We start from the raw sequence: 25,929 nt of genomic DNA, 5'->3' as shown, positions 1-25,929 counted from the left end.
GTCAAGCAACGACGGCAGTCTGCCCCTAGATTGCTGCCAACAGTCCAACCAGAGGGAGAATGCAATGACCTGGTCACTCAAGGGAACCTATTTCGAAAGCTGCAATTGCGAGAGTGCCTGCCCCTGCCTGTTCCTCAGCCCGCCGACAGAAGGCGAGTGCACCGCGCTGGTTGGCTGGCATATCGAGGACGGCGATGACGAGGGGGTTTCGCTGTCGGGCCTCAACGTGGCGCTTGCAGTGCATTCGCCCGGCCACATGGCGACAACCCAATGGACGGTTGCCGTCTATGTCGACGAGCGGGCCAGCGAGGCGCAGAATGCCAGCCTGATGAAGATCTTCGGCGGCCAGGGCGGCGGCCACCCGGCGCGGCTTGCCACCCATATCGGCCAGATCGTCGGTGTCCGGTCGGTGCCGATCAACTTTACAGCCAGCAATGGCAAATACGGACTTACCATCCCAACTATCGCCGATGTCGAGATCGAGGCCATCACCGGTCAGGGCGACGGCCCGATCACCATCACCGGCCATCCGCTGGCCATCGCACCGGGCTTCGCGGCGACTGTGGCCAGGACAAGCCGGAACCAGTTCTCCGACCACGGCATGGCCTGGACCCTGACAGACAAGACCGGCGTCTTCTCGCCCTTTGCCTACCAGAGCGAGCAGTAATGGCGCGCGGAATTTCCATCGGCCGCGGCGGCGCAAACCTTTCCCCGGCGCGGCTGGCGCTGGGGCTTGGCGGCCCGGTGACGCTGGCGCTTGCAAGCTGGGTCTATCTGGCTCTGATGATCGGCGACATGTCGTTGGTTCCCGGCATGGCGGCAATGATGATGCCAGGGCAGATGTTCATGCCGGTGCCGCTGCTGGGGCTGTGCCTGATGTGGGCGGTGATGATGGCGGCGATGATGCTGCCGACGGCCATGCCGATGATCATGGCCTATGCACGGATGCAGGCACTGGACCGCAGCCGCGGTGCCGGCTGGATGCCGATATGGATGTTTTCCGGCGGCTATGTTCTGGCCTGGGCAGCTTTCAGCGTCGCAGCGGCAGTCTTTCAGGCCGGATTGACGCATCTGGCGCTGATGTCGCCGATGATGATGAAGGCCGGATCAGGCCCGTTGGCCGGTGGAATTCTCATCGTCGCCGGTGTCTATCAGTTCACGCCGCTGAAGCAGGCCTGCCTCAAGCTGTGCCGCACACCGCTGAGCTTTCTGATGACCGAATGGCGACAGGGAAATTCCGGCGCGCTCGCCATGGGCTGGCGTCACGGGCTGTTCTGTATCGGCTGTTGCTGGGCACTGATGGGCGTGCTGTTTGTCGCCGGCGTGATGAACACGGCGTGGATCATCGCCATTGCACTGTATGTGCTGATCGAGAAGACCGTTCCGGGCAGCGAAGGCCTGACCAAGCTCACCGGCCTTGCAATGATCGCTGCCGGGGCATGGTTGATCGCTGTGTGAGCCATCCGGGCTTCAGGCCGGAACCTCCCCTGCAAATCGTCGTCATCGAAAAGGCCCGCATGCCTGTGGCCGCGAGCCTTTTGCTTTGCAAATCCAGGCTGTCAGCCCGATTTCTTCATCCGCTTGGGCGCGCCGGACGCCATGTCGGTGCCGGTGTAGTCGAACCCGGCTTCCTTCCAGCCGCCAAAGCCGCCTTCCAGATGGGCGACGCGATCATGGCCGGCGGCAAGGTATGTCTCGGCCACTTTCTTCGACCGGACCCCCGAGCCGCAATGAAACACGATCCGCTTGTCGCTTTGTCCCGGCATATGGGCCGGCTGAAACGCCTGCATCGGCGCCAGCAGCGCACCCTCGATGCGTTCGAAACTGTATTCCTGCGGGGTCCGCACGTCGATAAGCACGATCTCGTCGCGGGAAAACGCGTCAGCGACTTCCTGCGCTGTCCAGGTTTCAAGCGTGCCGTTGGCCAGTTTTTCGGTCTTCATGAGGTTTCCTTCTCAAAGCGGTTGAGGGGGATTTTGAGGTAGTGCTTGCCGTCGCTCTCCGCCTCCGGCGCCCGTCCGGCCCTGAGATTCATCTGCAGCACATGCAGCATCCTATCCGGCAGCGCCAAGGTCCGGTCGCGCGCGTCGCGCAGCTTTATATAGGCATCCCTGGATATATTGCCAGCAAGATGCGTGTTGGTCCGGCGCTGCTCGTCGACGGTCGATTCCCAGGCCGGCTCTTCCCGCTCGTCGGTGCCGTAATCATGGCCGACGAACAGCCGCGTATCGCCCTTAAGCGACAGCAGTGACTGCAGGCTGTCATACAGTTCGCCCGCCGACCCGCCCGGAAAATCGGCCCGCGCTGTCCCCGCATCAGGCTGCATGAAGGTATCGTGGACGAAAGCGGCATCGGAGCCGACGATATAGCTGATCGACCCCAGCGTATGGCCCGGCGTCAGCATCACCCGCACCGGAAGCGAACCGATCTTGAAGGTGTCGCCATCGGCAAACAGCCGATCGAAATCCCGCTGCAGGTTGAAGGCATCGGGAGTATGATAGAATTCGCGCCACAGCTCGGCGATCTCGGTCACTTTCTCGCCGATGCCGTTCTGGGCGCCCAGCCGCTGCTTGAGAAACCAGGACGCCATCAGATGATCGGCATGGGGATGGGTGTCGAGTATCCAGGCGATGGTGATGTTTGCCGACTTGGCGAAATCGAGGATTTGCTCGATTGTCTCCGAATCTGTCGAGGCATGGGCTGGATCAAACCCCAGGACGGGATCTATCAGTGCGCCCTTGCCGGTATCGGGATCGGAAACCAGGTACTGGATGCTCCCGGTGTCCTTGTCATAAAACCCTGTCACATCGGCAGACCCCGGTCCGCGCGATGGGCTCGTCTTGTGCAATGTCATCCACTCTCCCTTCAGATATAGTAGTTGTTGAATGTATGGGCAGGCAAAAAGTTCCAACTGTGAGGCGAGCGGCGAAGGCAGCGGCCATCCCGGTCACGGTCTGTGATGCCGATGCTCAGGCCGATCATCGACCTCGCCGTCTCCGATTGCGTCGGCCCCGACACAGGCATGGGCGGAGCATTCGGTCTCCAGTGTCGAATGGACGACACCAAAGCCCGCCTTGAGCCTGGCCTTGACCGACTGTTTGATTGCATCGGCATCGCTCCAGCGGCCGGCGTCGATGACCAGATGGGCGTCCAGCGCCGGCTTGTGCTCCTGCATCTGCCACAGGTGCAGGTGATGCACGCCCGAAACGCCATCGACAGCGGCCATTGCGGACAGAACCTCGTCCGCCTCGATGCCGGGCGGACTGCCGAGCATCAGCAGCCGGATCACCGCGCCGATTTCGGTCAACGCCATCCACAGGATGTAGCCGGCAATCAGCAGCGTCACCAACGGGTCGATGAGGCGCCAGTCGAACAGGATGATCAGTGTGCCCGCGGCAATCACCGCCACCGACCCCAGCGCATCGGCGACATTGTGCAGGAACGCGGCACGGATGTTCATGGAAGTCCTGGACAGCGAATAGGTCAGCAGCGCAGTGACCAGATCCACCAGCAGCGCGACCCCGGCGATGATCACCACCAGCCAGCCATCGACGTCCGACGGTTCGATGAACCGCATCACCGCTTCATAGATCAGATAGAGCCCGATCACGATCAGCGTGGTGTAATTGATCAGCGCGGCAACAACCTCGGCGCGGCCATAGCCGAAGGTCATCTGGGCATCAGCCGGGCGGCGGGCGATCTTGCGGGCAAAGAATGCGATGATCAGCGACAGCGCATCGGACAGGTTGTGAACCGCGTCGGCAATCATCGCCAGACTGCCCGACACAATGCCACCGATGATCTGGGCAACCGTCAGTCCGAGATTGATGACGACCGCCCAGAACACACGCGCATCGCCCGCATCCGGATCGACGTGGTGATGGTGGTGATGGCCTGCCATGCGTGCTGTCCTTGCGTCCTGGTTGCCCCTGCTGCCTTCAACCCCTTCAAGCGGCTGCAGGCTCAAGCATTGTCTGGTGGCGCCCAAACCACGGACCATCGGATTTCCGGGTGGGGTTTGTAACACACGGGCCCACCGCCTAGATATGCCGCACCGAAAAAAAACAGCCACCCTGCCCGGCAAAGGACGCACCGCATGCGCAAGTTCAGCTATCCGACCTATGCGACGCAACACGGATACATGTCCGAAAGCATTCAGCGAGCCTACATCCTGGAGGCAATCGCGCAGAAGCAGCTTCCCGACGATGCCCACCGGATTGAGCAGATCGTGAGCCTTGTCGCCTCCAATGACGCAACCAAGCCTATTCAGTTCTGGCAGCTTTATTCGGTGCTGGGACCGGATCGAATCATCAGCATTGTCGGTAATTTCTATGAGCGGGTGTTTGCCGACGAGGACTGGTTCACGTCGGTGTTCGCCCGTGTCGGCTCCCTCGAGCATCATGTCGCAACACAGGCAGCCATGTGGATTGACGTCATGGGCGGCGGTCCCGCCTATCATGGCGGCGACTTCAGGCTGCACTTTCACCACACCCACAACGCCATGGAGCTGATGACCGGCAAGGGGGCTCAGCGCTGGAGCGAACTCATGCTCAAGACGCTGGATGCGTCTGCACGCCACATGACCGATGACCCAAGGGTCAGACCCAGCCTGAACACGTTTCTCAGCCATTTCATGGGCAAATACGCAGCCGAATTCGGGTTTGAAAACAAAGCCGTGTTCGGCGCCATCAACCCGGCAGTCAAGCGCCGGATCAATTTCATGAAAATGACCACCGAGGCAATCGAGGCGCTGAGCGAAGACGAACTCCGGGACGCCCTCGCACACCTCGGCGTCGATGCATCGCAATACCCGAACAAGCAGGATCTGGTGAACAAGGCGCTGATGGTGTGATCTTCAGCCGGTCTGGCCGGGTCAATGCGGGGTCCTTGCCGGGCGCTGTGTCAAACGACCGGTTTGAGCGTCCCGCGTTCGATCACCCGGCAGGGAAACAGCCGCGCTTCGGGATAGCGGTCGGGATTTGCCAGCATCGAGACTATCAATTCGATCGAGGAATCGATGATCTGGCTGATCGGCTGGCGGATGGTGGTGAGATTGATGTTCTCCCAGCCGGCCATTTCCATATCGTTGAGCCCGATCAGGCCGATGTCGCCGGGCACGCTCAGGCCCGAACCGGTGATTGCGCTCAGCGCACCGATGGAGAGCACATCATCTCCGCAGAAATAGGCCTCGGCTGGCGTGTCGTCGAGCCGCCGGAGCATCTCGGCGCGCCCGGCATTGAAGGAATAGGCGTCCGCGAAAGTGTACCGCACCGAGATATCCGGACTTAACCCGGTCTCTTCGAGAAAGCCTCGCAGCCGATCCTGCGTCGAGGTTGCTGTTTCCGGTCCGCCCAGGAACGCCACATTGTGATAGCCGCGGCGGACAAGTTCGCGCGCCGCCATGCGTCCGCATTCGACATTGTCGATGCCGACCACATGGACTTCCGGCGAGCTGGCGTAGCGGCCGAAGCTGTTGACCACAGGCACACCGGCGTCGCGGAAGGCCTTGGCAAAGCCCGGCGGCAGGGTGGACGAGGCGACCACGACGCCATCGACCGAGTATTGCCTGAGCATGCGGATCGAATGGGCGGGATCGGTTTCATCCGACAGATTGACCAGCAGCGGCCGCAGACCGCGGTCCTGCAGGCCACGGGTGAACAGATCAAAGACTTCGAGAAAGATCGGATTGTGAAAGTTGTTCGACACCAGCCCGATCAGCTTGGTGCGCCCGGTGGTCAGGCTCGAAGCCAAGGCGTTGGGGCTGTAACCGAGTTCAGTGGCCGCCTTCTCCACCTTCCTGCGCATTTTCAAAGACACCGACGCCCCATCGGTGAACGTGCGTGACACCGCGGCACGCGATACCCCTGCCCTTTCGGCAACATCCTTCAGCGTTGGCGGCATCTATCAGCGTCTCCAGTCGATCCGGTTCGGACCGGTCACATTAGTGCCCAGAAATCTGCCTGAAAGCAAGAATTTGGGATTCAGTTTTGCAACCGGTTGCAAAATATCTTGAAACATGGTTTCTTAACATTCGAGAGACACGGCCGGAGGAAGTCCGCTGTCTTTGCGACAACACCACTTTGGGAGGAGACCATGATGTCATTGACCACGAAACTTGCCCTGGCGGCGGCTGTATTCGCAGCGCCTGTTCTGGGCGCCACGACCGCATCCGCAGACGGCGAACGTTACGTCCTCGTCAGCCATGCGCCAGACAGCGACAGCTGGTGGAACACCGTCAAGAACGGCATTGCGCTCGCCGGCACGCAGATGAATGTCGAAGTCGAGTACCGCAATCCGCCCACCGGCGATCTGGCCGATATGGCCCGCATCATCGAACAGGCCGCAGCTTCTGGCCCGAACGGCATCATCACCACCCTGGCCGATTTTGATGTGCTGTCCGGTCCGATCAGGGCGGCTGTCGATTCCGGCGTGGATGTCATCATCATGAATTCCGGCACGCCCGACCAGGCCCGTGAACTGGGGGCCCTGATGTATGTCGGCCAGCCTGAATATGACGCCGGTCATGCCGCCGGTCTGCGCGCCAAGGGCGATGGCGTCAGCTCGTTCCTTTGCGTCAACCACTACATCTCCTCGCCGGCCTCGAGCGAACGGTGCCAGGGCTTTGCCGATGGTCTGGGAATCGATCTGGGCAACCAGATGATCGACGCTGGACAGGACCCGGCCGAAATCAAGAACCGGGTGATGGCCTATCTCAACGCCAACCCGGATACCGATGCGGTGCTGACGCTCGGACCGACCAGCGCCGACCCGACGCTGCAGGCTCTCGATGAAAACGGCATGGCCGGCGACATCTATTTCGGCACCTTCGATCTGGGCCCCAACATCGTTGAGGGCATCAAGGCCGGCACCATCAACTGGGGCATCGACCAGCAACCGTTCCTGCAGGCCTATCTGCCGGTGGTGGTGATGACCAATTACCATCGTTACGGCGTTCTGCCGGGCAACAACATCAACTCCGGCCCCGGTTTTGTCACCGCTGATGGACTTGAGATGGTTGAGAAATACGCCGGCGAATACCGGTAGATTTTCCTCCCAACTGGCAGTGGCGTTTGGCGTCACTGCCTTTTTTTTCAAATTGCCAATCTGTGTGAGGTCTGATGTCCAATACGGCTGAAATTCCCGCCAGTGACGAACGGATCAAACAAACGCCAGCCTGGCGCAAGGCCCTGATCCGGCCGGAACTGGGCGGCATCTGCGGCACGATCATCGTCTTCGTGCTGTTTGCGATTTTCGCTGGCGACAGCGGCATGTTCAACTCGCAAGGCATTCTCAACTGGTCGGTGGTCTCCGCCCAGTTCATGATCATCGCCGTGGGCGCCTGTCTGCTGATGATCGCCGGCGAGTTCGATCTCTCGGTCGGATCGATGATCGGCTTTGCCGGCATGATGATTGCGATTTTCTCCATCACCCTGGGCTGGCCGGTCTGGCAGGCCATCCTGATCACCTTCGCGCTCTGCACCGCGATTGGCGCGCTCAATGGCTTCATTGTTGTCCGCACCGGATTGCCGAGCTTTATCGTCACGCTGGCATTCCTGTTTATCCTGCGCGGGTTCACCATTTACCTGCCGCAACTGATCGAGCGCAAAACCATCATCGGCGGCATCGACAAGGCGGCCGAGGGCGACTGGCTGGCCGCCCTGTTCGGCGGCAAGATTCTGTCCGGCCTGTTCATCTGGCTCGGTGATGCGGGCCTCATATCGGTGTTCGAACGCGGCAACCGTGCCGGCGAGCCTGTGGTAGACGGCATACCGATGCTGATCGTCTGGGCACTGGCGCTGGTCGCGTTCGGCCATTTCGTCCTGACCCGCACCAAATTCGGCAACTGGATATTTGCCGCCGGCGGTGACGCGCAGGCCGCCCGCTATGTCGGCGTACCGGTCAACCGGGTCAAGATCCTGATGTTCATGTTCACCGCCTTCTGCGCCTGCGTGTTTGCCACCTGCCAGGTGATGGAATTCGGCTCCGCCGGCGCCGACCGCGGTCTGCTGAAAGAATTCGAGGCGATCATCGCCGTGGTCATCGGCGGCGCATTGCTGACCGGCGGCTATGGCTCGGTGATCGGTGCGGCTCTGGGTGCCCTGATCTTCGGCGTGGTCCAGCAGGGGCTGTTCTTCGCCAATGTCGAAAGTTCGCTGTTCCGGGTTTTTCTCGGCGTCATTTTACTGTTTGCCGTGGTGCTCAACACCTATATCCGCCGCATGATCACAGGGGAGAGATGACATGACCACCGATCACGCCCCCCTTATTCAAATGAAGAACATCGAAAAGCATTTCGGCTCGGTCATAGCCCTTGCCGGTGTGTCGCTGGAGATCTACCCCGGCGAATGCCATTGCCTGCTGGGCGACAACGGCGCCGGCAAATCCACCTTCATCAAGACCATGTCCGGTGTTCACAAGCCGACCCGCGGCGAAATCCTGTTTGAAGGCAAGCCGATGCATTTCGAAGATCCGCGCGACGCGATCTCGGCCGGCATTGCCACTGTCTATCAGGATCTGGCGATGATTCCGCTGATGTCGGTGAGCCGCAACTTCTTCATGGGCAACGAACCCGAGAAGAGGTTCGGACCGTTCAAGCTGTTCGACCATGACTATGCCAACCGGGTGACCATGGAAGAGATGCGCTCGATGGGCATTGCCCTGCGCGGACCCGATCAGGCCGTGGGCACGCTGTCGGGCGGCGAGCGCCAGACCGTGGCGATTGCCCGGGCGGTGCATTTCGGCGCCAAGGTTCTCATCCTCGACGAGCCGACCTCGGCGCTCGGCGTGCGCCAGACCGCCAACGTGCTGGCCACCATCGACAAGGTGCGCAAGCAAGGCATTGCGGTGGTGTTCATCACCCACAATGTCCGCCACGCCATGGCGGTGGGGGACCGCTTCACCGTGCTCAACCGCGGCAAGACGCTTGGCACTGCGCAGCGCGGCCAGATCACACCGGACGAATTGCAGGACCTGATGGCGGGCGGGCAGGAAATGGTGGCGCTCGAAGGCTCGCTTGGCGGCACCGTCTGATTGCAGCGTACCGGTTTCCCGCTGAGGCAGAGGCGCGCCGTCCAGGTGCGCCTTTTTTGATGTTTTTGTACCCAGATCTTCTGCACTCCGGGGCATAGGCCAGCGATTTCCATGTGCAGTGCGCCACACGACGGTTTTTTCCACCGAAACTCGCTTTCATGTGTCACACAGGTGTCATGAGGACTTGCCAATTGAGGCTTCACACAGAATAGTCTGCGTGGGAACGAAACATAACGAAACTTGAAATGAAACCGGAGGACGTCCATGACCCTGAAATCCATTCTGCTGAGCACCATCGCCGGTGTCGCCTTCACCCTTGCCGCTCCGCTTTCCGCATCCGCACAGGAATGCGAACGCGGCACGCTGGATGTGCGCTATTGTGACGTCGATGGCGATCTGGTCGCCGATACCCCGACCGATCCAGCCGAGCTGATTGACCCCGACACGCTGATTTTCGCCTATACGCCGGTCGAAGACCCCGCCGTCTACAAGGAAGCATGGTCAGACTTCCTGACCCATATGGAAGCGACCACCGGCAAGAAGACAGTGTTTTTTCCGGTACAGTCCAATGCTGCCCAGATTGAAGCCATGCGCTCCGGCCGTCTGCACATTGCCGGATTCAACACCGGCTCCAATCCGCTGGCGGTCAATTGCGCCGGGTTCAACCCTTTCACCATCATGGCTTCGCTTGACGGCGGTTTCGGCTACGAGATGGAAATCATCACCTATCCCGGATCAGGCATCGAAAAGGTCGAAGACATCAAGGGCAAGACCATGGCCTTTACCGCCGAGACGTCCAATTCCGGCTTCAAGGCTCCTTCAGCGCTGCTGAAGGCAGAGTACGGCATGGAATCCGGTCGCGATTTCGAGCCGGCCTTTTCCGGCAAGCATGACAATTCGATTCTCGGCGTCGCCAACAAGGATTATCCGGCGGCCGCAATCGCAAACTCGGTGATGAGCCGGATGATCGAGCGTGACGTGATCAAGGCCGAGCAGGTCAAGTCGATCTACAAGTCGCAGACCTTCCCGACCACCGGTTTCGGTGTGGTCTACAACCTCAAGCCAGAGCTTCAGGAGAAGATCAAGCAAGCCTTTTTCACCTTCCCCTGGGAAGGCTCGTCGCTGCAGAAGGAATTCGAAAAATCCAATGAAGGCCAGTTCCTGGAAATGAACTACAAGGATTTCTGGGATGTTGTCCGCAAGATCGACACCGCGAACGGTGTGCAATACACCTGCGGCTGATCAGATCAGGCTCCGCCGTGTCCCTGGGCTGCGGCGGAGCATCTTTCATGCGATTGCGCAGCATCTGACCGCTGCAATTCCCCTGCCGATTACGGATCCCCATGCTCCAGCTCAAGAAACTGACCAAGACCTATCGCACCGGCGACAAGGCGCTTCAGGATGTGACCCTGTCCATTCCAAAGGGACAGGTCCTGGCGCTGATCGGACCGTCCGGCGCAGGCAAGTCGACGCTGATCCGCTGCATCAACCGTCTGGTCGAGCCGACCTCGGGTTCGGTGATCCTCGATGACACCGATGTGACCGCGCTTGGGTCCGGCGCCCTGCGCAAGATGCGCCGCAAGATGGGCATGATCTTTCAGGAATATGCCTTGGTCGAGCGGCTGACGGTGATGGAGAACGTGCTCTCCGGCAGGCTCGGCTATGTCGGCTTCTGGCGCTCGTTCCTGCGCAAATATCCGCAATCCGATGTCGACGAAGCCTTCCGGCTGCTCGATCGGGTCGGTCTGCTGGCCATGGCCGACAAGCGCGCCGACGAACTCTCCGGCGGCCAGCGCCAGCGCGTCGGCATTGCCCGCGCCCTGATCCAGAATCCGCGGTTGCTGCTGGTCGATGAACCGACCGCCTCGCTCGACCCCAAGACATCGCGCCAGATCATGCGCCTGATCTGCGAATTGTGCGCCGAGCGCGATCTCGCCGCGGTCATCAACATTCATGACGTCGCCCTGGCACAGATGTTTGTCGAACGCATCGTCGGCCTGAAGGCCGGTGAACTGGCGTTTGACGGCAAACCGACCGAGATGAGCGATGACGTGCTGACCACGATTTACGGCGAAGAGGACTGGCACGCCACCATCCGCAATGTCGACGACGAGGACACCGATGCGGAGGAGCTGGTGCAATGACCGCGGTCACGCTTGACGACCGACTTGGCCGCTCCTGGCAGAAACCGCATCTGATCGCCAATCCGGCCTTGCGCTGGGGCCTGTTCATCGGCGCTCTGGTCTATGTGGTGCTGGCGGTCGGCTCGATCGACATCAACTGGTCGCGCGTCGCCGAAGGCCTGAGCCGCGGCTGGGCCTTCGTGACGGCGTTCTTCAATCCCGACTTTGTGTCCCGCGGTGGCGACATCTTTGACGGCATTGTCGAAAGCGTCATCATCACCATCACCTCGACCGTGGTCGGCATCGCCATTTCGGTCCCGATCGGCCTCGGCGCTGCGCGCAACATTGCCCCTTTGCCTGTCTATCTCGTCTGCCGTGGCATCGTCGCGCTGTCGCGCGCGCTCAACGAGATCATTGTCGCCATTTTGCTGGTGGCGATCTTCGGTTTCGGCCCGCTGGCTGGTTTTCTCACCCTGTCCTTTGCCACCATCGGCTTCATGTCGAAGCTGCTTGCCGAAGACATCGAGGAAATGAGCAAGGTGCAGGCGGAAGCCATCCGCGCCACCGGCTCCTCCTGGCTGCAATGGATCAATTACGGGGTCCAGCCGCAAGTCATGCCGCGGCTGATCGGACTGTCGATGTACCGCCTCGACATCAACTTCCGGGAATCCGCGGTGCTCGGTCTGGTTGGCGCCGGTGGTATCGGCGCGACGCTGAACACCGCGTTCGACCGCTATGAATTCGACACCGCGGCAGCGATCCTGCTGATCATCATCGTCACCGTCATGGCGCTGGAATATCTTTCCGGCATCATCAGGGCAAAGGTACAATAATGCCGGTATCAACGCACGTGAACGGCGCCAAGATCTGGCAGTTGCGCAATCGCAACCAGACGCTTTCCCGCTGGGCCGGCTATCTCGCCGCCGTCGCCATCTTCATGTGGTGCTGGCAGCGGATCTCCGAGGCCACCACCTGGTTCTTCGTCTGGGATGCGCCACGCATCGCCGCCGACATCGGGTCCCGCGCCTGGCCGCCGCGCTGGTCCTATATGGACAAATTGTGGGGGCCGCTGTGGGACACGCTCAACATGGCGACACTGAGCACCGTGCTGGCCCTGTTCATGGCCGTGCCGGTGGCGTTTCTGGCCGCGCGCAACACCACTCCGAGCGCGCTGTTCGTCCGGCCCGTGGCGCTGTTCATCATCGTCGCCACCCGATCGATCAATTCGCTGATCTGGGCACTTCTGCTGGTTGCCATCATCGGCCCCGGCGTGTTTGCCGGCTTGATGGCGATTGCCTTCCGCTCGATCGGTTTCTGCGCCAAGCTTCTTTATGAGGCGATCGAGGAAATCGACGAGAAACAGGTTGAGGCGATCACCGCGACCGGCGCCAGCCGCTGGCAGGTGGTGGCTTACGGCATCGTGCCGCAGATCATGCCCGCCTTCGCCGGAATCAGCGTCTTCCGCTGGGACATCAACATACGGGAATCCACGGTTCTGGGCCTGGTCGGCGCTGGCGGCATCGGACTGCAATTGCAGTCCTCGCTCAACACGCTGGCCTGGCCACAGGTGACCCTGATCCTGATCGTCATCCTGCTGGCCGTGATAGTCGGCGAGTGGGTTTCGGCAAAAGTGCGTGGAGCAATAATGTGAGTACAGGTTCAGCAATCCTGAAAGGCGCGGACACCGATGTTGCCTTCGCCGAGTACGAATCCGTGCGCCACCGGTTGCCAGCCGGTCGCGGTCGGGCAGATTTCGTCCGTGCCACCGATCTGGACGCCATTGCTGACGAGTTCGATGTGTTTCTGCTTGATGCGTTCGGCGTGCTCAACATCGGCGAGACCGCCATTCCCGGCGTCGTCGACCGCGTCGACGGGCTGCGCCGGCGCGGCAAGCAGGTGATCGTCGTCACCAATGCGGCGGGGTATCCCTCCTCCGTGCTTCATGCCCGTTACACCCGGCTCGGCTACAGCTTCGGCACCAACGACGTGGTGTCGAGCCGCATGGCGCTGCTCGAGGGCCTCGGCAGCCATCCGCCCCGCAAATGGGGCATGGTGGCGGCTCCCAAGTTCGGCCGCGACGAACTGCCAGAAGGGGCAATCTTTCTCGAAGACGACGCCGGCGCCTATGCCGAAGCCGAAGGCTTCCTGATGTTTGGCGCATCGGCCTGGAACGAGACCCGGCAGGCGCTGCTCACGCAGGCGCTGAAGGCCAAGCCGCGCCAGGTTCTGGTCGGCAATCCCGACCTGGTTGCACCCGTCGAGGCCGGTCTGTCGCGCGAACCGGGCCATTACGCCCATCGGCTGGCCGCGGCCACCGGGGTAGAGCCGGTGTTTTACGGCAAGCCGTTCCCGGCAATCTTTGACATGGCCCGCCAGCGCATCCGGCCCGGCACTCCCGACCATCGCGTGGTCATGGTTGGCGACACGCTGCACACCGACATTCTGGGTGGCGCAGCCGCCGGTTTCCGCACCGCCCTGATCCAGGGCTATGGGTTTTTCGATGGGGCCGATCCGGAAGCACCGATCAGGGCCTGCGGCATCGTGCCGGATTTCATCCTCGACCGTCCCTGAGGCGGACGGCACAGACCCATGCGGGCCGGCGCCGAACTTGTCCTGTGCGGCAAAGCCTGTTGAACACTCCGCCCTTGCCAAACGGCTAGTACGGGTCGGTATCGATCCGATCCCGGTGACGCCGAACAGGTTCGTCGCGATGACGTAAAATGCGGCAGCGGCAGAACATTATCGTTCATAATCGGCATATCCCATCATATCCTGTGATTGAAACCACCCTGCCCCCTGTGTGATGGTCTGCCACCATGACCGACATTCTGACCATCACGCTCAACCCCGCCTATGACGTGTCCTCCTCGGTCGACACGGTCGTTGCCGGCCCGAAATTGCGCTGCGACGAGCCCCGCTTTGATCCCGGCGGCGGCGGCGTCAATGTCTCGCGCGCCATCCTGCGGCTCGGCGGCCAGTCCGAGGCTTTTGTCGCACTCGGTGGCCATATTGGCACGGCGTTCAAGACCATGCTGGACGCCGAAGGCATCACGGTTGCGCATTTCGCCATAGCCGGCAACACCCGCCAGTCCTTCGCCATTGTCGAGACCTCGAGCAAACGCCAGTACCGGTTTCAATTGCCCGGCCCAGCCTGGTCGCCCGAGCAGACCGGCTGGATGCTCGATCAACTCAATCCGCTTCTGACGAAAGGCCGGATCGTGGTGCTGTCAGGCAGCGTGCCGACCGGTGTGCCTGCCGATATTGCCGCCACCATCAACCGGATGGCCGTGGACAACGGCGCCCGCATCATCCTCGACACTTCGGGCGAAGCCCTGACCAGAGCGGCTGCCAATCGCGACCTGCCCTACGCCATGCTGCGGATGGACGGCGCGGAGGCGAGCGAAGTCTCGGGCCTGGAATTTGCTTCGCCCACCGCCCTGGCCGATTACGGCCAACAGCTGATCAACGATGGCGCCGCCAACCGGCTGGTGATGTCGATGGGCGCCCGCGGCACGGTCGCCGTGTCGGCGGACGACCGCTTCTTCTGCCAGCCGCCAAAGCTCGAACCGCTCAGCGCCGTCGGCGCCGGCGACAGCATGGTGGCAGCCATCGCACTTGAGCTGGCAGGCGGCGGAAGCCTTCGCGACGCCGTCCGCCACGGCGTCGCCGCCGCCGGCTCAGCCGTGCTGACACCGGCGACGGAACTGTGCTCGAAAGCAAGTGCCGACGAGATTTTGCAGCAAGTGGTGACCAACGATATCTGACCGGCGGCATCCGAATCCGAGCCTTGACGAAACCTCCGCAATTACCTCGGCGTTACGCTACAGCGCCGCAGGTTCGATCTCGTCAAAATCCGGCATCAGCGTTGCACGTTCCCCGGGCGATGATGCGCGGCAACGACAGCGCGATATCCGTGACAGCCTCGATGTCGGTAATGATCTGCGAGACACCGGGCGGCATCAGCCGATCGGCTCTTATCGCCTGATCCCGTTTGCCCGTTCGGCGCCAGCCCGAAACCTGTTACCCCAATTCACGACGCGCGGGCGGCTTCGGTGGCGTCGATGGCCTTGCGCAGATAGCTGTCGCGGCCATAGACATCGGCGAAATATTCGACCGTGCCATCGTCGTCCGGCCAGGCGGTGAAATAGGCCACGTGGACAGGGATCTTGTGCGGCACTGAAACCGGCTTGTTCTGGCCACCGGCGATCTGGCTGCCGATGTCGTCGACCGTAGTCCCGAGCACCTTGGCGGCCATGGCGCGCGGGTCCTGCAAACGGATGCAGCCATGACTGTAGGCGCGCGTGTCGCGCTCAAACAGCGACTTGGATGGCGTATCGTGCATGTAGATGGCATGCCTGTTGGGAAACAGAATCTTCAATTCACCCAGAGCATTGCCGTTGCTCGGTGGCTGCCGTACGCCGACATTGCTGCCGCGGCCCACCGTCGACCAGTTGATGTTGCTCGACGACACCCTCTTGCCACCGAGCGTCACCTCGTAACCCAGCCGGTCGAGATAGGACGGATCAGAGCGCAGTTTCGGCATCATCTCGTTGAAGATGATCGACTGCGGCACGCCCCAATAGGGGTTGAATTCGACAATCTCGATCTCGTCGTCGAAGAAATTGGTCTGGTTTGCCCTGGTGCCGACCACGACCCGCATCGACAGATCGGATTTGCCGGCCTCGTAGTAGGTCGCGGTATAGGCCGGCTGATTGATGAACACGCGTTTTGCGGCCAGCACACCGGGCAGCCAGCGCGCCCGCTCCATCGACAGCAGCAGCTTTTCGATCTTGTCGGCATTGGTGATGCCCACCAGTGCCCGCCGCGTCGCCGGACCGACGACGCCGTCGGGCGTGAGCCCCGCCTCCTTCTGGAAGCCCTTGACCAGCGAGACCAGCTCGGAATCATATTCCGGCTTGCCGGCATAGCTGGCAAACAGCAGGGCGTTGTCGGCTTTCAGGGCATCGCTGCCTTTGATTGCGATCGCCGCCATCACATTGCTCAGTTCCGGATTGGATTGTCCCGGCTTGAGCATCAGGTCCTGCGCAATGGCGATGCGGGCGCCATCGTCAAGATCCTTGAGCCGCTTGAGTTCCGCTTTCATCGCCTCGAAATGTCCGCCCTGCGGATTCTGAGCGAGCAGCGCCTCGGCCGGATCGGCGGCCTTGGCGAGCGCTTCGAGCTGCTTGGCAAGGTCGGGGCTTTTGCGCTTGAAATCATGATAACCGGAGATCCGGTTGGGATCGATCCGGCCGCGCGTGGCGTCGAGCATGTAGTTGGCGACGGCAACAGACAGCTTCATCTCGAAGACCATCAGTTCCTTTTGACGTTCGGTGCCGCGGGTGATGTCAAACCCGTCGGCGGGGACCTCGACCATATAATCGGCAGGCGAAAGCCCGACCCGATCAGCCGTCTCCAGCACCTCGATGACCGCACGGGCGTGGCCGGTGACCGAGGTACCGGCAACCCAGATATAATCGGGATTGGCAGAATAATGTTCGATGACGGCGTCGGCGGCTTCCGGCAGCGCCTTGAGCGACAGATCCGCCAGAGCCGGACGGCCTTCAAGGAACGGATCGATACCCAGCGGCGGCAGATCGAGACCATCAATCGATCCCGTGACGACCGGATCTGCAATCTTGGAGAAGTCAACCTTGACCAGCGCGTCGGGCTTGTAGGTGCGGTAGCTCGGACCACTGATTCGCGGAATCGGCTTTGTCACCACCGGCGGAGCCGCAGCTTCCTCACGGGCTCGCTGCCGGGCCAATCGTTCGCGATTGCGCTGGGCAGGATTCTTGAACAAGGCATCCAGCAGCCCCTGCGCCTGGACCGGAGGTGGGACGGACACCACGCCAGTAAATGTGACCGCAATGGCGATCATCGCCACACCTGCACGCATCTTGATGCTCATACCCAACCCAAAATATTGTGCGAAGCCCTGAAGCTCGCGCGGTGCCGTCAAATCAAACAATGAGCGGCGACACTAACAAATTAGACCGGCGATGGAAAGAATGCGCGGGCACAACGATCGGTGTTTCTGCCCTGGTGCGCGCAGCAGACTGCAGCGGTGCCCGGCGGTGCCGCCCACACCATGGCCACGCTCAAATCCTGCCACGGCCGGCGCAGCGAATGACCGGCAACAGCGCGATGATCATGCGTTGGCCAATTGCAATTGCGCGGCCGGCATCCTAAGACCGGCACACACTTCAGCGGCAAACAAATGACGGCAAAGGTACCCCGTGGCAAACGATCTCTTCCCCCTTGGACCCGATACGACACCCTGGAAAAAGCTGACCGCCGATCATGTCAGTGTCGAAGAATTCCGTGGCCAGGAAATCCTCACTGTCGACACCGCGGGCTTGCGGCTTCTGTCCGAAGCGGCATTTGGCGACATCAACCACCTGCTGCGCCCGGCTCACCTCAAGCAGCTGGCGACCATCCTTGAGGATCCCGAAGCGACTGAAAACGACAGGTTTGTCGCCTTTGACCTGCTCAAGAACGCCAACATCGCCGCGGGCGGTGTGCTGCCGATGTGTCAGGACACCGGCACCGCCATCATCATGGCCAAGAAGGGCCGCAGGGTCTGGACCGAGGGCGGCGATTACGAAGCTCTGGCCGGCGGCGTGCTGGACGCCTATGAGCGCCGCAACCTGCGCTATTCACAACTCGCACCGCTTGCCATGTTCGAGGAGAAAAACACCAAGACCAACCTGCCGGCCCAGATCGACATCTATCAGGAAGGTGAAGACAGTTATGACTTCCTGTTCGTCGCCAAGGGCGGCGGATCGGCCAACAAGACGTTCCTGTTTCAAGGCACGCCTTCGTTGCTGACGCAAGACCGGATGATCGAATTCCTGCGCGAGAAGATCCTCACGCTCGGCACGGCCGCCTGCCCGCCCTACCATCTGGCGATTGTCATCGGCGGCACGTCGGCGGAAATGAACCTCAAGACGGTCAAGCTCGCCTCGACCAAATACCTCGATGACCTGCCGACACAGGGCTCGGAAACAGGCCACGCCTTCCGTGACCTTGAAATGGAAGCGCAAATTCACGAGCTGACCCAGCAGATGGGTGTCGGCGCTCAGTTCGGCGGCAAGTATTTCTGCCACGATGTCCGCGTCATCCGTCTTCCCCGCCACGGCGCCTCGCTGCCGATCGGGCTTGGGGTCTCCTGCTCCGCCGACCGGCAGGCCAAGGGCAAGATCACCAGGGATGGCATTTTCCTCGAACGGCTGGAGGCCGATCCATCGCAATACCTGCCGGAAATCGATGAGGACAAGCTTTCCCAACACGTTGTCCCGATCGACCTCAACCGCCCCATGAGCGAAATCCTGGCGGAGCTGTCAAAGCACCCGATCAAGACGCAACTGTCTCTGACCGGCCCCATCATCGTGGCCCGGGATCTGGCCCATTCCCAGATCCGCGCCAGGCTGGAAGCCGGCGAACCGATGCCCGACTATCTCAAGAACCACCCGGTCTATTATGCCGGCCCGGCCAAGACCCCGGAGGGCTATGCATCGGGTTCCTTCGGCCCGACGACGGCAGGCCGGATGGATTCCTATGTCGATCAGTTCCAGTCCTTCGGCGGTTCCATGGTGATGCTGGCCAAGGGCAATCGCTCCCGCAGCGTGCGGGAAGCCTGTTCCCGGCATGGCGGCTTCTATCTGGGCTCGATCGGCGGACCGGCAGCACGGTTGGCGCAGGATTGCATCAAGAAGGTCGAGGTGGTGGAATACGAGGAACTGGGCATGGAAGCCATCTGGCGAATTGAAGTCGAGAATTTTCCGGCTTTCATCGTGATCGACGACAAGGGCAACGATTTCTTCAAGGAACTCAATCTCGACTAGGGTCAAGACAGGGCGCCAGCAGGATAAGCCGTTTGACTGCAGGAACCGAATTTTGGTGCCGAGCAGTTCACATTAACGTCTAGAATGGCTGGCCAATTCTCAGGATATTTTGGTGTTTCGACAAATACGCAATCTAAGAACGCTCGGACGGATACGGACCTCGCCAAAATCAGTCAGGCTCCGCAAACCGCAGTTTCTCAAAGCCCATCCCGAATTCGAGATATCAAATCTTCTCGAAGTCGTTGCCCGCTTCGCAAAGCGGCAACCAGATGGATTTTACTTTGTTCAACTTGGAGCATTTGACGGGTTGAGCGGAGACCCGCTGCGTGACATCATCCTTGCCGACGATTGGCGCGGCATCCTTGTCGAGCCGCAGAAAGCGGCTTTTGAGCGCCTCGAAGATTTGTATCGAGATCGCCCGCAATTGTCCCTGTTCAATGCGGCAGTCGGACCGGAAGATGGTGAGATCACGATCTATTCGCGCAAGGGCGGCCCGGTGTCGACGGCCAGCGCAAATCCAAATTTCCTGTTGACGCCCGGGCATCGCCGTTCCGACCTGGTGGCCGAAGTGGTTCCCTGCTATCGGCTGGAGACCCTTCTGCGCAAGGCGGGCAACCCGGAGCGTATCGATCTGCTTCAGATCGACACCGAGGGGTTTGATTTCCAGATCATCAAATCCATCGATCTGAACACGATCAAGCCGGAAATCATCCGCTACGAGCACATCCTGCTCAGTGAAAGCGACAAGGAGGCCTGCCTGGCGCATCTGGCCTCTTACGGATATCGGTTCGTGCTTGAGGACATGGATACGGTGGCCATCAGGTCCGCCACCCTGACCTAGTGCAGGTCGCGCAAAACTGTGCAGCGGCTGTGCGGCAACGACATGCCTAAACAAGGAGCCCAAAGTGGGTCGCCCGGAACCGGTTTGATGCGACGCGCTTTGGTCTCAATGCCGTCCTTCCCTTGCCCTCCACCCCTTGCCGGCCGTTTCCCGGCCTGACGCGCCACCACCGCATTGCCGCGAAGACAACCCCGGTGGACCGTTCGCTGGAACATGGTTGTCACGCCGGAGGCGGGACAGACGCCGGTTTGGATTGCGACCGGGCTGATGTGGCTTTTCGGCACATTGCCAAACCGTACTCTGGACAATTCGCAAGCTTAGGGCGAAAGTTTCCGCAGCACACGCCAAGGCTAAGCGGGACAAATTGAAGAAATCGTCCAGTTTCGAGAGATTAAGTTCTAACGCCAACACTTTTGCGATTAACAATTCCCAAAGATTTACCCCGTAATAATAGCCAGGATAAATGCTATTAAGGCATGTTTGGGGACGACAGATGACTGCTGGAGCAGATAACAAGGTCCAAACGATGGACACCGCGACCCTGGTGCTGGCAACCATGCGCCGGCGCGGAATTGCCGGCTTGCCGCGCAATTACGAACTGGTTTACGAAGCGCTCAACGCCTCCAACCCTGCTCTGACCCGCCATTTCGAGGCCATGGGCCCGAACCCCAGTCAGGACGAACTGGATGCCTTGGGCAAGAAGGTTTTTCCCCACCATCATCGCACAGGCATTGTCGAAGGCGCCCACGACAAGATTTCCGGCGAACTCGAGGGGATGCTGCGGCTGCTCAAGCAGGAGCAGTCTTCGATGGAAAGCTACTCCAAACTGCTCGGCGAGGCCTACAACCGGATTTCGAGCAAAAGCACAGCAAGCGCCGAGATCCTCAACAGCGTCATCGGCGTCTTGAGCAATGCCACCGGCGACACCATGGAAAAGGGCAAGGTCGTGGTCGAGCACATGGTCGAACGCGCCCGCGAGATGGAGCTGGTCAAACTTGAACTCGACCAGTACAAGCGCATAGCCAACACCGACCCGCTCACGCGCCTGTCCAACCGCCGCGCCTTCGACGAGATGCTCTCCAACATCTACAATGATCATCGTAGCGCCATGTATTATTCGCTGATCGTGGCCGATATCGATCATTTCAAGAAATTCAACGACACCTATGGCCATCCCGTCGGCGACCGGGTGCTGGGCGTCGTCGCAGCAGTGATGAAAAGCGTCTTGCGCAAGGATGTGTTCGTCTCCCGCACCGGAGGCGAGGAATTCGCCGTGGTGCTTCAGGGGACCAGCCTCGAAACCACGCTTGAAATCGCCGAGCGTCTCCGCAATTCGGTTGAAGCAACGCCGTTGAAAAACCAGAAAACCGGCGTAAATTACGGCCCGATAACGCTGTCTCTCGGCGTTTGCATGGCCAGTGACGCCGAGAGCGCTGAAGAGCTCTACAACAATGCAGACGTGGCCCTCTATACAGCCAAGCACAGTGGCCGCAACAGATCTCAGCTCTACAAACCTGAACTGAACCGGGGCTTCGAAAAGGACTGGGCCATTTACAGACCGTAAAGTCGGTTTTTTCACTATTGATGACCACCGATCTGTTGCGGGTGCAGCAATATTTCTTCGCCACGATCTTGCCATGAAGCTGGACACATTCCGGCGAAGCAGTTACCGATTGTGGTCTCAAGGTCTAAAGCCGGTCCGCGGACATGGCGGCCGACCCGATTGGGTAGCAACGACAACTTCTGGACCGTGACATGAAAAGCCTGATTACATCCGCTTTCCTCGCCCTTTGCCTGATGGCTCCTGCAGCCGTGCACGCTCAGCCGGCCGGCCAGACCTCGTCAGAGTCGAAATCGCTGCTGCAAATCCTGTTTCCGCCCTCGGAAAATTACAACAAGTACCGCCGTTCGGACAAATCGCCGATCAAGCGCAAGACGGTTTCGTTCAAGGAAAACCACCCCGAAGGCACCATCATCATCGACACATCCGATCGGCGACTTTACCACGTCACCGGCAAGGGCAAGGCGACCGCCTATGGCATCGGCGTCGGCCGTGACGGCTTCACCTGGCAGGGCAAGAACCGTGTCACCCGCAAGGCCGAGTGGCCGGGCTGGACCCCGCCGCAGGTCATGCGTGACCGCGTCAAGCGACAGGAAGGCCGGGTGCTGCCAGCCTACATGAAAGGCGGCCCGGACAACCCGCTTGGCGCCCGCGCCATGTATATCGGCTCGACCATCTACCGCATTCACGGCACCAACCAGCCCTGGACCATCGGTCAGGCCATGTCATCAGGCTGCATCCGCATGGCCAATGAGGATGTGATTCACCTCTATGATCAGGTCAAGGTCGGCACCCGGGTGATTGTGCGCAAATAGACGCTCCGCCGCTTTCGCCCGCTTACCAGAAACCGGCCATTTGGCCGGTTTTTTTGTCGCCACATTGTTATCTTTGCTGGGTTATCTTTGCTGGATCGGGCTGATGTAAGCTTCGATTGTGTCAGCTCCGCCGCCCGGTGCAACGATGGTCATGCAAGCCTGCGGACCCTCCCGCTCTGTGCGGCTGTCAATGTCCCGGCCGGCAGCGAACTCGGCTGAGGCGGCAAATCGACATTGTCTGCATTCCTGCCGGGCTTGGCCAGAAATGCGGCGATGGCGCTTGTTACCGGAGCGGCGGCGACAATGCGGCGATGGCCAAAGCCATTGGCCTTCATCAGCTCGACATGAGGCCCGGCGCGCGCGATCGCCTCGGCATTGGAAAAGGCCACTTCCTTGTCGTCCTCTGCATGGATCACCAGCAGCGGGATGGGGAGATCGTGCAGCATCCGCTCAACCCTGAAATCCGACAGCGGCCGGCCCGCGAATCTCAACACCTGCCCCTCGAACGCCTGTTGAGCGGCAGCACCAAGCCCAAACATCTTTCCCACCCAACGGAACACATCGGCCATGTCCGACGGCGCCGCGATCGTGACAATCCGGGCCGGCGTGCGGCGCGGCACATCTGCTATCGCCCCTGCCGCTGCTGCCACCACCGACGGTCCGCCGAAGGAGTGGCCGATGAAGCCGTCAAACGGACCATGCTGGCGCCAGGCTGCATCGATGGCCTCCACCGCCTTGCCCAGATGCAACACCTTTCCCGTCGACGCCCCGTGTCCGGGCAGATCGAGGCAGACAACCGTGTGCCCGGCCGCCACCAGCGCATCGGCGAGCGGCACCATGTGATCGCTGCGCGACCGGTAGCCATGCACCACCAGAACCTTTTGACCGCGCGCGCGGCCCGGATCTGGACGAAACACATGCGTGGCGACAACACTGCCGGCGATCAGCAGGCGCATGGTTTCCGCTTCTGCCATGCGGGTTCGCGCACGCGCCAGTGCCACGCGCTCCTTCTCGCTCTGCGGCCTGGTCGAGCGGGTGCGCGTGAACAACAGGAATGCCAGCTCACCTGCCTTCTCGGGCGAATGGGCGGCGACCAGCCGAAACAGCGCACGGGTGACCTTTTCAACAAGAGATGCCATAGTGGTTTTCCATGTTGGTTCAACTATGAACAGAATTGTACAACTATGAACAAAATGCAAGCCCTCCCCTGGGACAACCCGCGTTTTCACAACTGGATCGCCGTCGCCCGCGCCTGCCAGGTGATGGGATTGACCCTCGCCCGCGCGCTTCAGCCGCTCGACATCAAGCCGCCGCATCTCGACATTCTGGTCAACCTGTTCCGCACGCCGGGCATCTCCCAGCAGGACCTCGCCGACAAATTGCTGGTGGGCCGTTCCAACCTGTCGATGCTGTTGCCGCAACTGGAAAAACGCGGCTTGCTTGTCCGGCGCAGTGACCCGCAGGACCGGCGGGTTTTGCGACTGGAACTGACACCGGACGGCTCCAGCCTGACCAAGGAGGCAATCGATATCCAGTCCGCGCTGATTGAACGCACCATGAAAACCGCCACGGCCGAGGAGTGCAATCTGGTTGGTGAGGTCATGACCCGCATCATCAGCGAATTGACGGCAGCGGCAGGCACGGCCGAGGCGGATGTGGCAAAAGCTGTCAGGCAGGAAGATGCCTGACAACCTGCCGGGTTCTGACGCTAATGCGTTCGCGACATGTTTTTGTCTGCCAGTTCAGCCAGATATTCGGCCCAGCGCTCGTCCTTTGCAGCCCCCAGCTCCGACAGGAACTTCCAGCTGAAAATGCCGGTGTCGTGGCCGTCGTCAAACGCCAGCCGCACGGCGTAATTGCCGACCGGCAGCACCTTGGTGATGGTAACGTCCACCTTGCCGCCCACCGTGACGCGTTGCCCCGGAGAATGACCCTGGACTTCCGCAGAGGGCGACCTCACCCGCAGCAACTCGGCTTCGATCCGATAGGACCGCCCGTCTGTAAAGCTGACTGTGAGGGACTTGCGATCAGGCGCGACCCGTATGTCCACCGGCCATGCTGCTTCATGGTCACTCATCCGTCGCACTCCTCAATCCTGTAACTGCTGACGTTGATCTAGAGCCGATCGATCGGCTTCACAAGCCATTCGCCTCAAAACCGTCCGGTTCCGCACGGTTGGGCCGGCCACCCCTTGACGTGTCCTGCACAGACGGCGACATTGGCTGCAACGCAACAAGGATCATGCTTGATGGAACACATCGCAACCCCGACCATGATCGACCCTTTCGGCCGGGCGGTAAACTACCTCCGGGTCTCGGTCACCGACCGCTGTGATTTCCGCTGCACCTATTGCATGGCGGAAAACATGTCCTTTTTGCCGAAGAAGGATCTTCTCAGCCTCGAGGAGCTGGATCGTCTCTGCACGGTCTTCGTCGAAAAGGGCGTGCGCAGGATCAGGCTCACCGGCGGCGAACCGCTGGTGCGCAAGAACATCATGCAACTGGTCAGGCAAGTCGGACGCCACATCGATGCTGGCCGCATGGACGAATTGACGCTGACAACCAATGGCTCGCAGCTGGCGCGGTTCGCTTCGGAGCTCTATGAGTGTGGCGTTCGGCGGATCAACGTCTCGATGGACACCCTGGACCCGGACAAGTTCCGCAAGATCACCCGGTGGGGCGATCTTGGCAAGGTGCTCGAAGGAATCCGCGCCGCGCAAGCCGCCGGCCTCAAGATCAAGATCAATGCCGTGGCGTTGAAGGGCTTCAACGACACCGAGATCCCCGACATGCTGCGCTGGGCACATGGCCAGGGCATGGACATGACGGTGATCGAGACCATGCCGATGGGCGAGATCGACGAGGACCGCACCGATCAGTACATGCCGCTGTCCCTGTTGCGCAGCAATCTGGCGCAGCAGTTCACGCTGGAGGACATTCCGTTTCGCACCGGCGGCCCTGCCCGCTATGTGACCGTTGCCGAGACCGGCGGGAAGCTCGGCTTCATCACGCCGATGACGCATAATTTCTGCGAAAGCTGCAACCGGGTTCGCCTGACCTGTACCGGCACGCTCTATATGTGCCTGGGTCAGGACGACGCAGCCGATCTGCGTGCGCCGTTGCGCGCGTCGGAAGGCAATGCGGCATTGGCGGCAGCCATCGATGAAGCCATCACCCGCAAGCCAAAGGGGCATGACTTCATCATTGACCGGACGACCAAGCAGCCAGCCGTTGCCCGCCACATGAGCGTCACCGGCGGCTGATTTCTCCGGCCTTACGTATCAAAGGCAACAAGCCCACCGATACCGAAATGAGGCGGTGATGTAGGGGCGTGGGCCGTGGTAGTGGTGGTGGTGGCGTTAGGTGGCTGTATTGCCAGTCTCCATGGGGAAGATTCTTTGAACCGCACCTTGCCCGAAATTACTGACTATCAACCTGAAGTTCGTGACTTGTTCGGTCCCAAAAATGTCTTGGTAACGTACGTCTCCAATAATCACTATGGAGGCATCGTTATTAACAATGGAGTCCTTTTCCTCCTTACCAAGGATATTGTCGATTGTTTTTCTGATGACAGCGTTAGGCCCAAGTACGCTAGGCGCTGTGGCCTCAGCTTTAGACAACGAGCCGTCAAAGCTATCCATCATAAATGTTGACCTGAGACCCTAGTTCCCTCCAGTTTTCGGGAGAGTCTTGGGTTTCTAATCTGGCCTCAT

At 60.6% G+C, this 25,929-nt stretch carries 25 protein-coding genes; 18 read left to right on the top strand and 7 right to left on the bottom strand.

The features are described 5' to 3' along the window. The first annotated feature begins 64 nt into the window (after nucleotides 1-64). Nucleotides 65-667 (top strand): DUF1326 domain-containing protein, encoded by a 603-nt coding sequence (locus tag PZ897_RS04275; protein ID WP_275750242.1) that lies wholly within the window; start codon nucleotides 65-67, stop codon nucleotides 665-667. Continuing rightward, nucleotides 667-1,458, top strand: a complete 792-nt coding sequence (locus PZ897_RS04270; protein ID WP_275750241.1) for a DUF2182 domain-containing protein — start codon at nucleotides 667-669, stop codon at nucleotides 1,456-1,458. Before PZ897_RS04275 ends, PZ897_RS04270 begins: the two co-directional genes overlap by 1 nt. 101 nt (nucleotides 1,459-1,559) lie before the next feature. Here PZ897_RS04270 and PZ897_RS04265 read toward each other — a convergent pair whose 3' ends face one another. The 3 genes from PZ897_RS04265 to PZ897_RS04255 form a co-directional block, all read right to left on the bottom strand. Beyond that, on the bottom strand, nucleotides 1,560-1,943 hold the full coding sequence (locus PZ897_RS04265) for a rhodanese-like domain-containing protein (protein ID WP_275750240.1): 384 nt from the start codon (nucleotides 1,941-1,943) through the stop codon (nucleotides 1,560-1,562). Further along, nucleotides 1,940-2,854, bottom strand: coding sequence for an MBL fold metallo-hydrolase (locus PZ897_RS04260; RefSeq protein WP_275750238.1), 915 nt, complete (start codon nucleotides 2,852-2,854; stop codon nucleotides 1,940-1,942). Before PZ897_RS04260 ends, PZ897_RS04265 begins: the two co-directional genes overlap by 4 nt. Nucleotides 2,855-2,947: 93 nt before the next feature. Beyond that, nucleotides 2,948-3,901 carry a cation diffusion facilitator family transporter gene (locus PZ897_RS04255; RefSeq protein ID WP_275750236.1) on the bottom strand — a complete coding sequence of 318 codons (954 nt, stop codon included), beginning with the start codon at nucleotides 3,899-3,901 and terminating at the stop codon, nucleotides 2,948-2,950. 195 nt (nucleotides 3,902-4,096) lie between these two features. Here PZ897_RS04255 and PZ897_RS04250 point away from each other — a divergent pair, with 195 nt between their 5' ends. Next, nucleotides 4,097-4,852: a hypothetical protein gene (locus PZ897_RS04250; protein WP_275750235.1), complete on the top strand. Its 756-nt coding sequence runs from the start codon at nucleotides 4,097-4,099 to the stop codon at nucleotides 4,850-4,852. 50 nt (nucleotides 4,853-4,902) lie between these two features. Here the strand turns inward: PZ897_RS04250 and PZ897_RS04245 are convergent, their stop codons facing one another. Then, nucleotides 4,903-5,901 (bottom strand): LacI family DNA-binding transcriptional regulator, encoded by a 999-nt coding sequence (locus PZ897_RS04245; RefSeq protein WP_275750233.1) that lies wholly within the window; start codon nucleotides 5,899-5,901, stop codon nucleotides 4,903-4,905. 195 nt (nucleotides 5,902-6,096) lie between these two features. On the opposite strand from PZ897_RS04245, the gene PZ897_RS04240 reads away from it, so the two are divergent. The 9 genes from PZ897_RS04240 (at nucleotide 6,097) to PZ897_RS04200 (ending at nucleotide 14,917) form a co-directional block, all read left to right on the top strand. Further along, nucleotides 6,097-7,044 (top strand): sugar ABC transporter substrate-binding protein, encoded by a 948-nt coding sequence (locus PZ897_RS04240; protein ID WP_275750472.1) that lies wholly within the window; start codon nucleotides 6,097-6,099, stop codon nucleotides 7,042-7,044. 74 nt (nucleotides 7,045-7,118) lie between these two features. Then, a complete protein-coding gene (locus PZ897_RS04235; protein ID WP_275750231.1) occupies nucleotides 7,119-8,240 on the top strand; it encodes an ABC transporter permease in 1,122 nt (373 codons plus the stop codon). A 1-nt stretch (nucleotide 8,241) separates the two neighbouring features. Next, a complete protein-coding gene (locus PZ897_RS04230; protein WP_275750230.1) occupies nucleotides 8,242-9,030 on the top strand; it encodes an ATP-binding cassette domain-containing protein in 789 nt (262 codons plus the stop codon). Nucleotides 9,031-9,294: 264 nt separating this feature from the next. Beyond that, nucleotides 9,295-10,272, top strand: coding sequence for a phosphate/phosphite/phosphonate ABC transporter substrate-binding protein (gene phnD / locus PZ897_RS04225; protein WP_275750229.1), 978 nt, complete (start codon nucleotides 9,295-9,297; stop codon nucleotides 10,270-10,272). Between the two features lie 101 nt (nucleotides 10,273-10,373). After that, the gene (phnC, locus tag PZ897_RS04220; protein ID WP_275750227.1) at nucleotides 10,374-11,174 is read left to right on the top strand and encodes a phosphonate ABC transporter ATP-binding protein; all 801 of its coding nucleotides are present in this window, start codon (nucleotides 10,374-10,376) and stop codon (nucleotides 11,172-11,174) included. Beyond that, on the top strand, nucleotides 11,171-11,986 hold the full coding sequence (phnE, locus tag PZ897_RS04215) for a phosphonate ABC transporter, permease protein PhnE (protein WP_275750225.1): 816 nt from the start codon (nucleotides 11,171-11,173) through the stop codon (nucleotides 11,984-11,986). The genes phnC and phnE (PZ897_RS04215) overlap by 4 nt, the downstream gene beginning before the upstream one ends. Continuing rightward, a complete protein-coding gene (phnE, locus tag PZ897_RS04210; RefSeq protein ID WP_275750223.1) occupies nucleotides 11,986-12,804 on the top strand; it encodes a phosphonate ABC transporter, permease protein PhnE in 819 nt (272 codons plus the stop codon). The genes phnE (PZ897_RS04215) and phnE (PZ897_RS04210) overlap by 1 nt, the downstream gene beginning before the upstream one ends. After that, a complete protein-coding gene (locus PZ897_RS04205) occupies nucleotides 12,801-13,724 on the top strand; it encodes an HAD family hydrolase (RefSeq protein ID WP_275750221.1) in 924 nt (307 codons plus the stop codon). Before phnE (PZ897_RS04210) ends, PZ897_RS04205 begins: the two co-directional genes overlap by 4 nt. Nucleotides 13,725-13,969: 245 nt before the next feature. After that, nucleotides 13,970-14,917: a 1-phosphofructokinase family hexose kinase gene (locus tag PZ897_RS04200; RefSeq protein ID WP_275750220.1), complete on the top strand. Its 948-nt coding sequence runs from the start codon at nucleotides 13,970-13,972 to the stop codon at nucleotides 14,915-14,917. Between the two features lie 266 nt (nucleotides 14,918-15,183). Here the strand turns inward: PZ897_RS04200 and PZ897_RS04195 are convergent, their stop codons facing one another. Next, nucleotides 15,184-17,064, bottom strand: a complete 1,881-nt coding sequence (locus tag PZ897_RS04195; RefSeq protein WP_275750218.1) for a L,D-transpeptidase family protein — start codon at nucleotides 17,062-17,064, stop codon at nucleotides 15,184-15,186. A gap of 328 nt (nucleotides 17,065-17,392) precedes the next feature. Between PZ897_RS04195 and PZ897_RS04190 the strand changes: the two genes are divergently transcribed. The 4 genes from PZ897_RS04190 to PZ897_RS04175 all read left to right on the top strand — a co-directional run bounded on the left by PZ897_RS04190 (nucleotide 17,393) and on the right by PZ897_RS04175 (nucleotide 22,217). Then, entirely contained in the window at nucleotides 17,393-19,000 is a 1,608-nt protein-coding gene (locus tag PZ897_RS04190) for a fumarate hydratase (protein ID WP_275750217.1), read from the top strand. A gap of 112 nt (nucleotides 19,001-19,112) precedes the next feature. Further along, a complete protein-coding gene (locus PZ897_RS04185; RefSeq protein WP_275750216.1) occupies nucleotides 19,113-19,841 on the top strand; it encodes an FkbM family methyltransferase in 729 nt (242 codons plus the stop codon). A gap of 526 nt (nucleotides 19,842-20,367) precedes the next feature. Further along, nucleotides 20,368-21,405: a GGDEF domain-containing protein gene (locus PZ897_RS04180; RefSeq protein ID WP_275750215.1), complete on the top strand. Its 1,038-nt coding sequence runs from the start codon at nucleotides 20,368-20,370 to the stop codon at nucleotides 21,403-21,405. A gap of 191 nt (nucleotides 21,406-21,596) precedes the next feature. After that, entirely contained in the window at nucleotides 21,597-22,217 is a 621-nt protein-coding gene (locus PZ897_RS04175) for a L,D-transpeptidase (RefSeq protein ID WP_275750214.1), read from the top strand. 149 nt (nucleotides 22,218-22,366) lie between these two features. On the opposite strand, the gene PZ897_RS04170 is transcribed toward PZ897_RS04175, so the two are convergent. Next, nucleotides 22,367-23,356 carry an alpha/beta fold hydrolase gene (locus PZ897_RS04170; protein ID WP_275750213.1) on the bottom strand — a complete coding sequence of 330 codons (990 nt, stop codon included), beginning with the start codon at nucleotides 23,354-23,356 and terminating at the stop codon, nucleotides 22,367-22,369. Nucleotides 23,357-23,401: 45 nt separating this feature from the next. Between PZ897_RS04170 and PZ897_RS04165 the strand changes: the two genes are divergently transcribed. Further along, nucleotides 23,402-23,905 (top strand): MarR family transcriptional regulator, encoded by a 504-nt coding sequence (locus tag PZ897_RS04165; protein WP_275750211.1) that lies wholly within the window; start codon nucleotides 23,402-23,404, stop codon nucleotides 23,903-23,905. 20 nt (nucleotides 23,906-23,925) lie between these two features. On the opposite strand, the gene PZ897_RS04160 is transcribed toward PZ897_RS04165, so the two are convergent. Beyond that, entirely contained in the window at nucleotides 23,926-24,294 is a 369-nt protein-coding gene (locus PZ897_RS04160; RefSeq protein WP_275750210.1) for a DUF971 domain-containing protein, read from the bottom strand. 171 nt (nucleotides 24,295-24,465) lie between these two features. Between PZ897_RS04160 and moaA the strand changes: the two genes are divergently transcribed. Further along, complete coding sequence (gene moaA / locus PZ897_RS04155) at nucleotides 24,466-25,479, top strand: GTP 3',8-cyclase MoaA (RefSeq protein WP_275750209.1); 1,014 nt, start codon at nucleotides 24,466-24,468, stop codon at nucleotides 25,477-25,479. Nucleotides 25,480-25,929: the final 450 nt, after the last annotated feature.

It is taken from the genome of Hoeflea sp. YIM 152468 (assembly GCF_029210485.1).
In the GTDB taxonomy this organism is placed as follows: domain Bacteria; phylum Pseudomonadota; class Alphaproteobacteria; order Rhizobiales; family Rhizobiaceae; genus Hoeflea.
The sequence above is the reverse complement of the archived record's forward strand: the minus strand, read 5'-3'. Positions and strand labels throughout refer to the sequence as shown.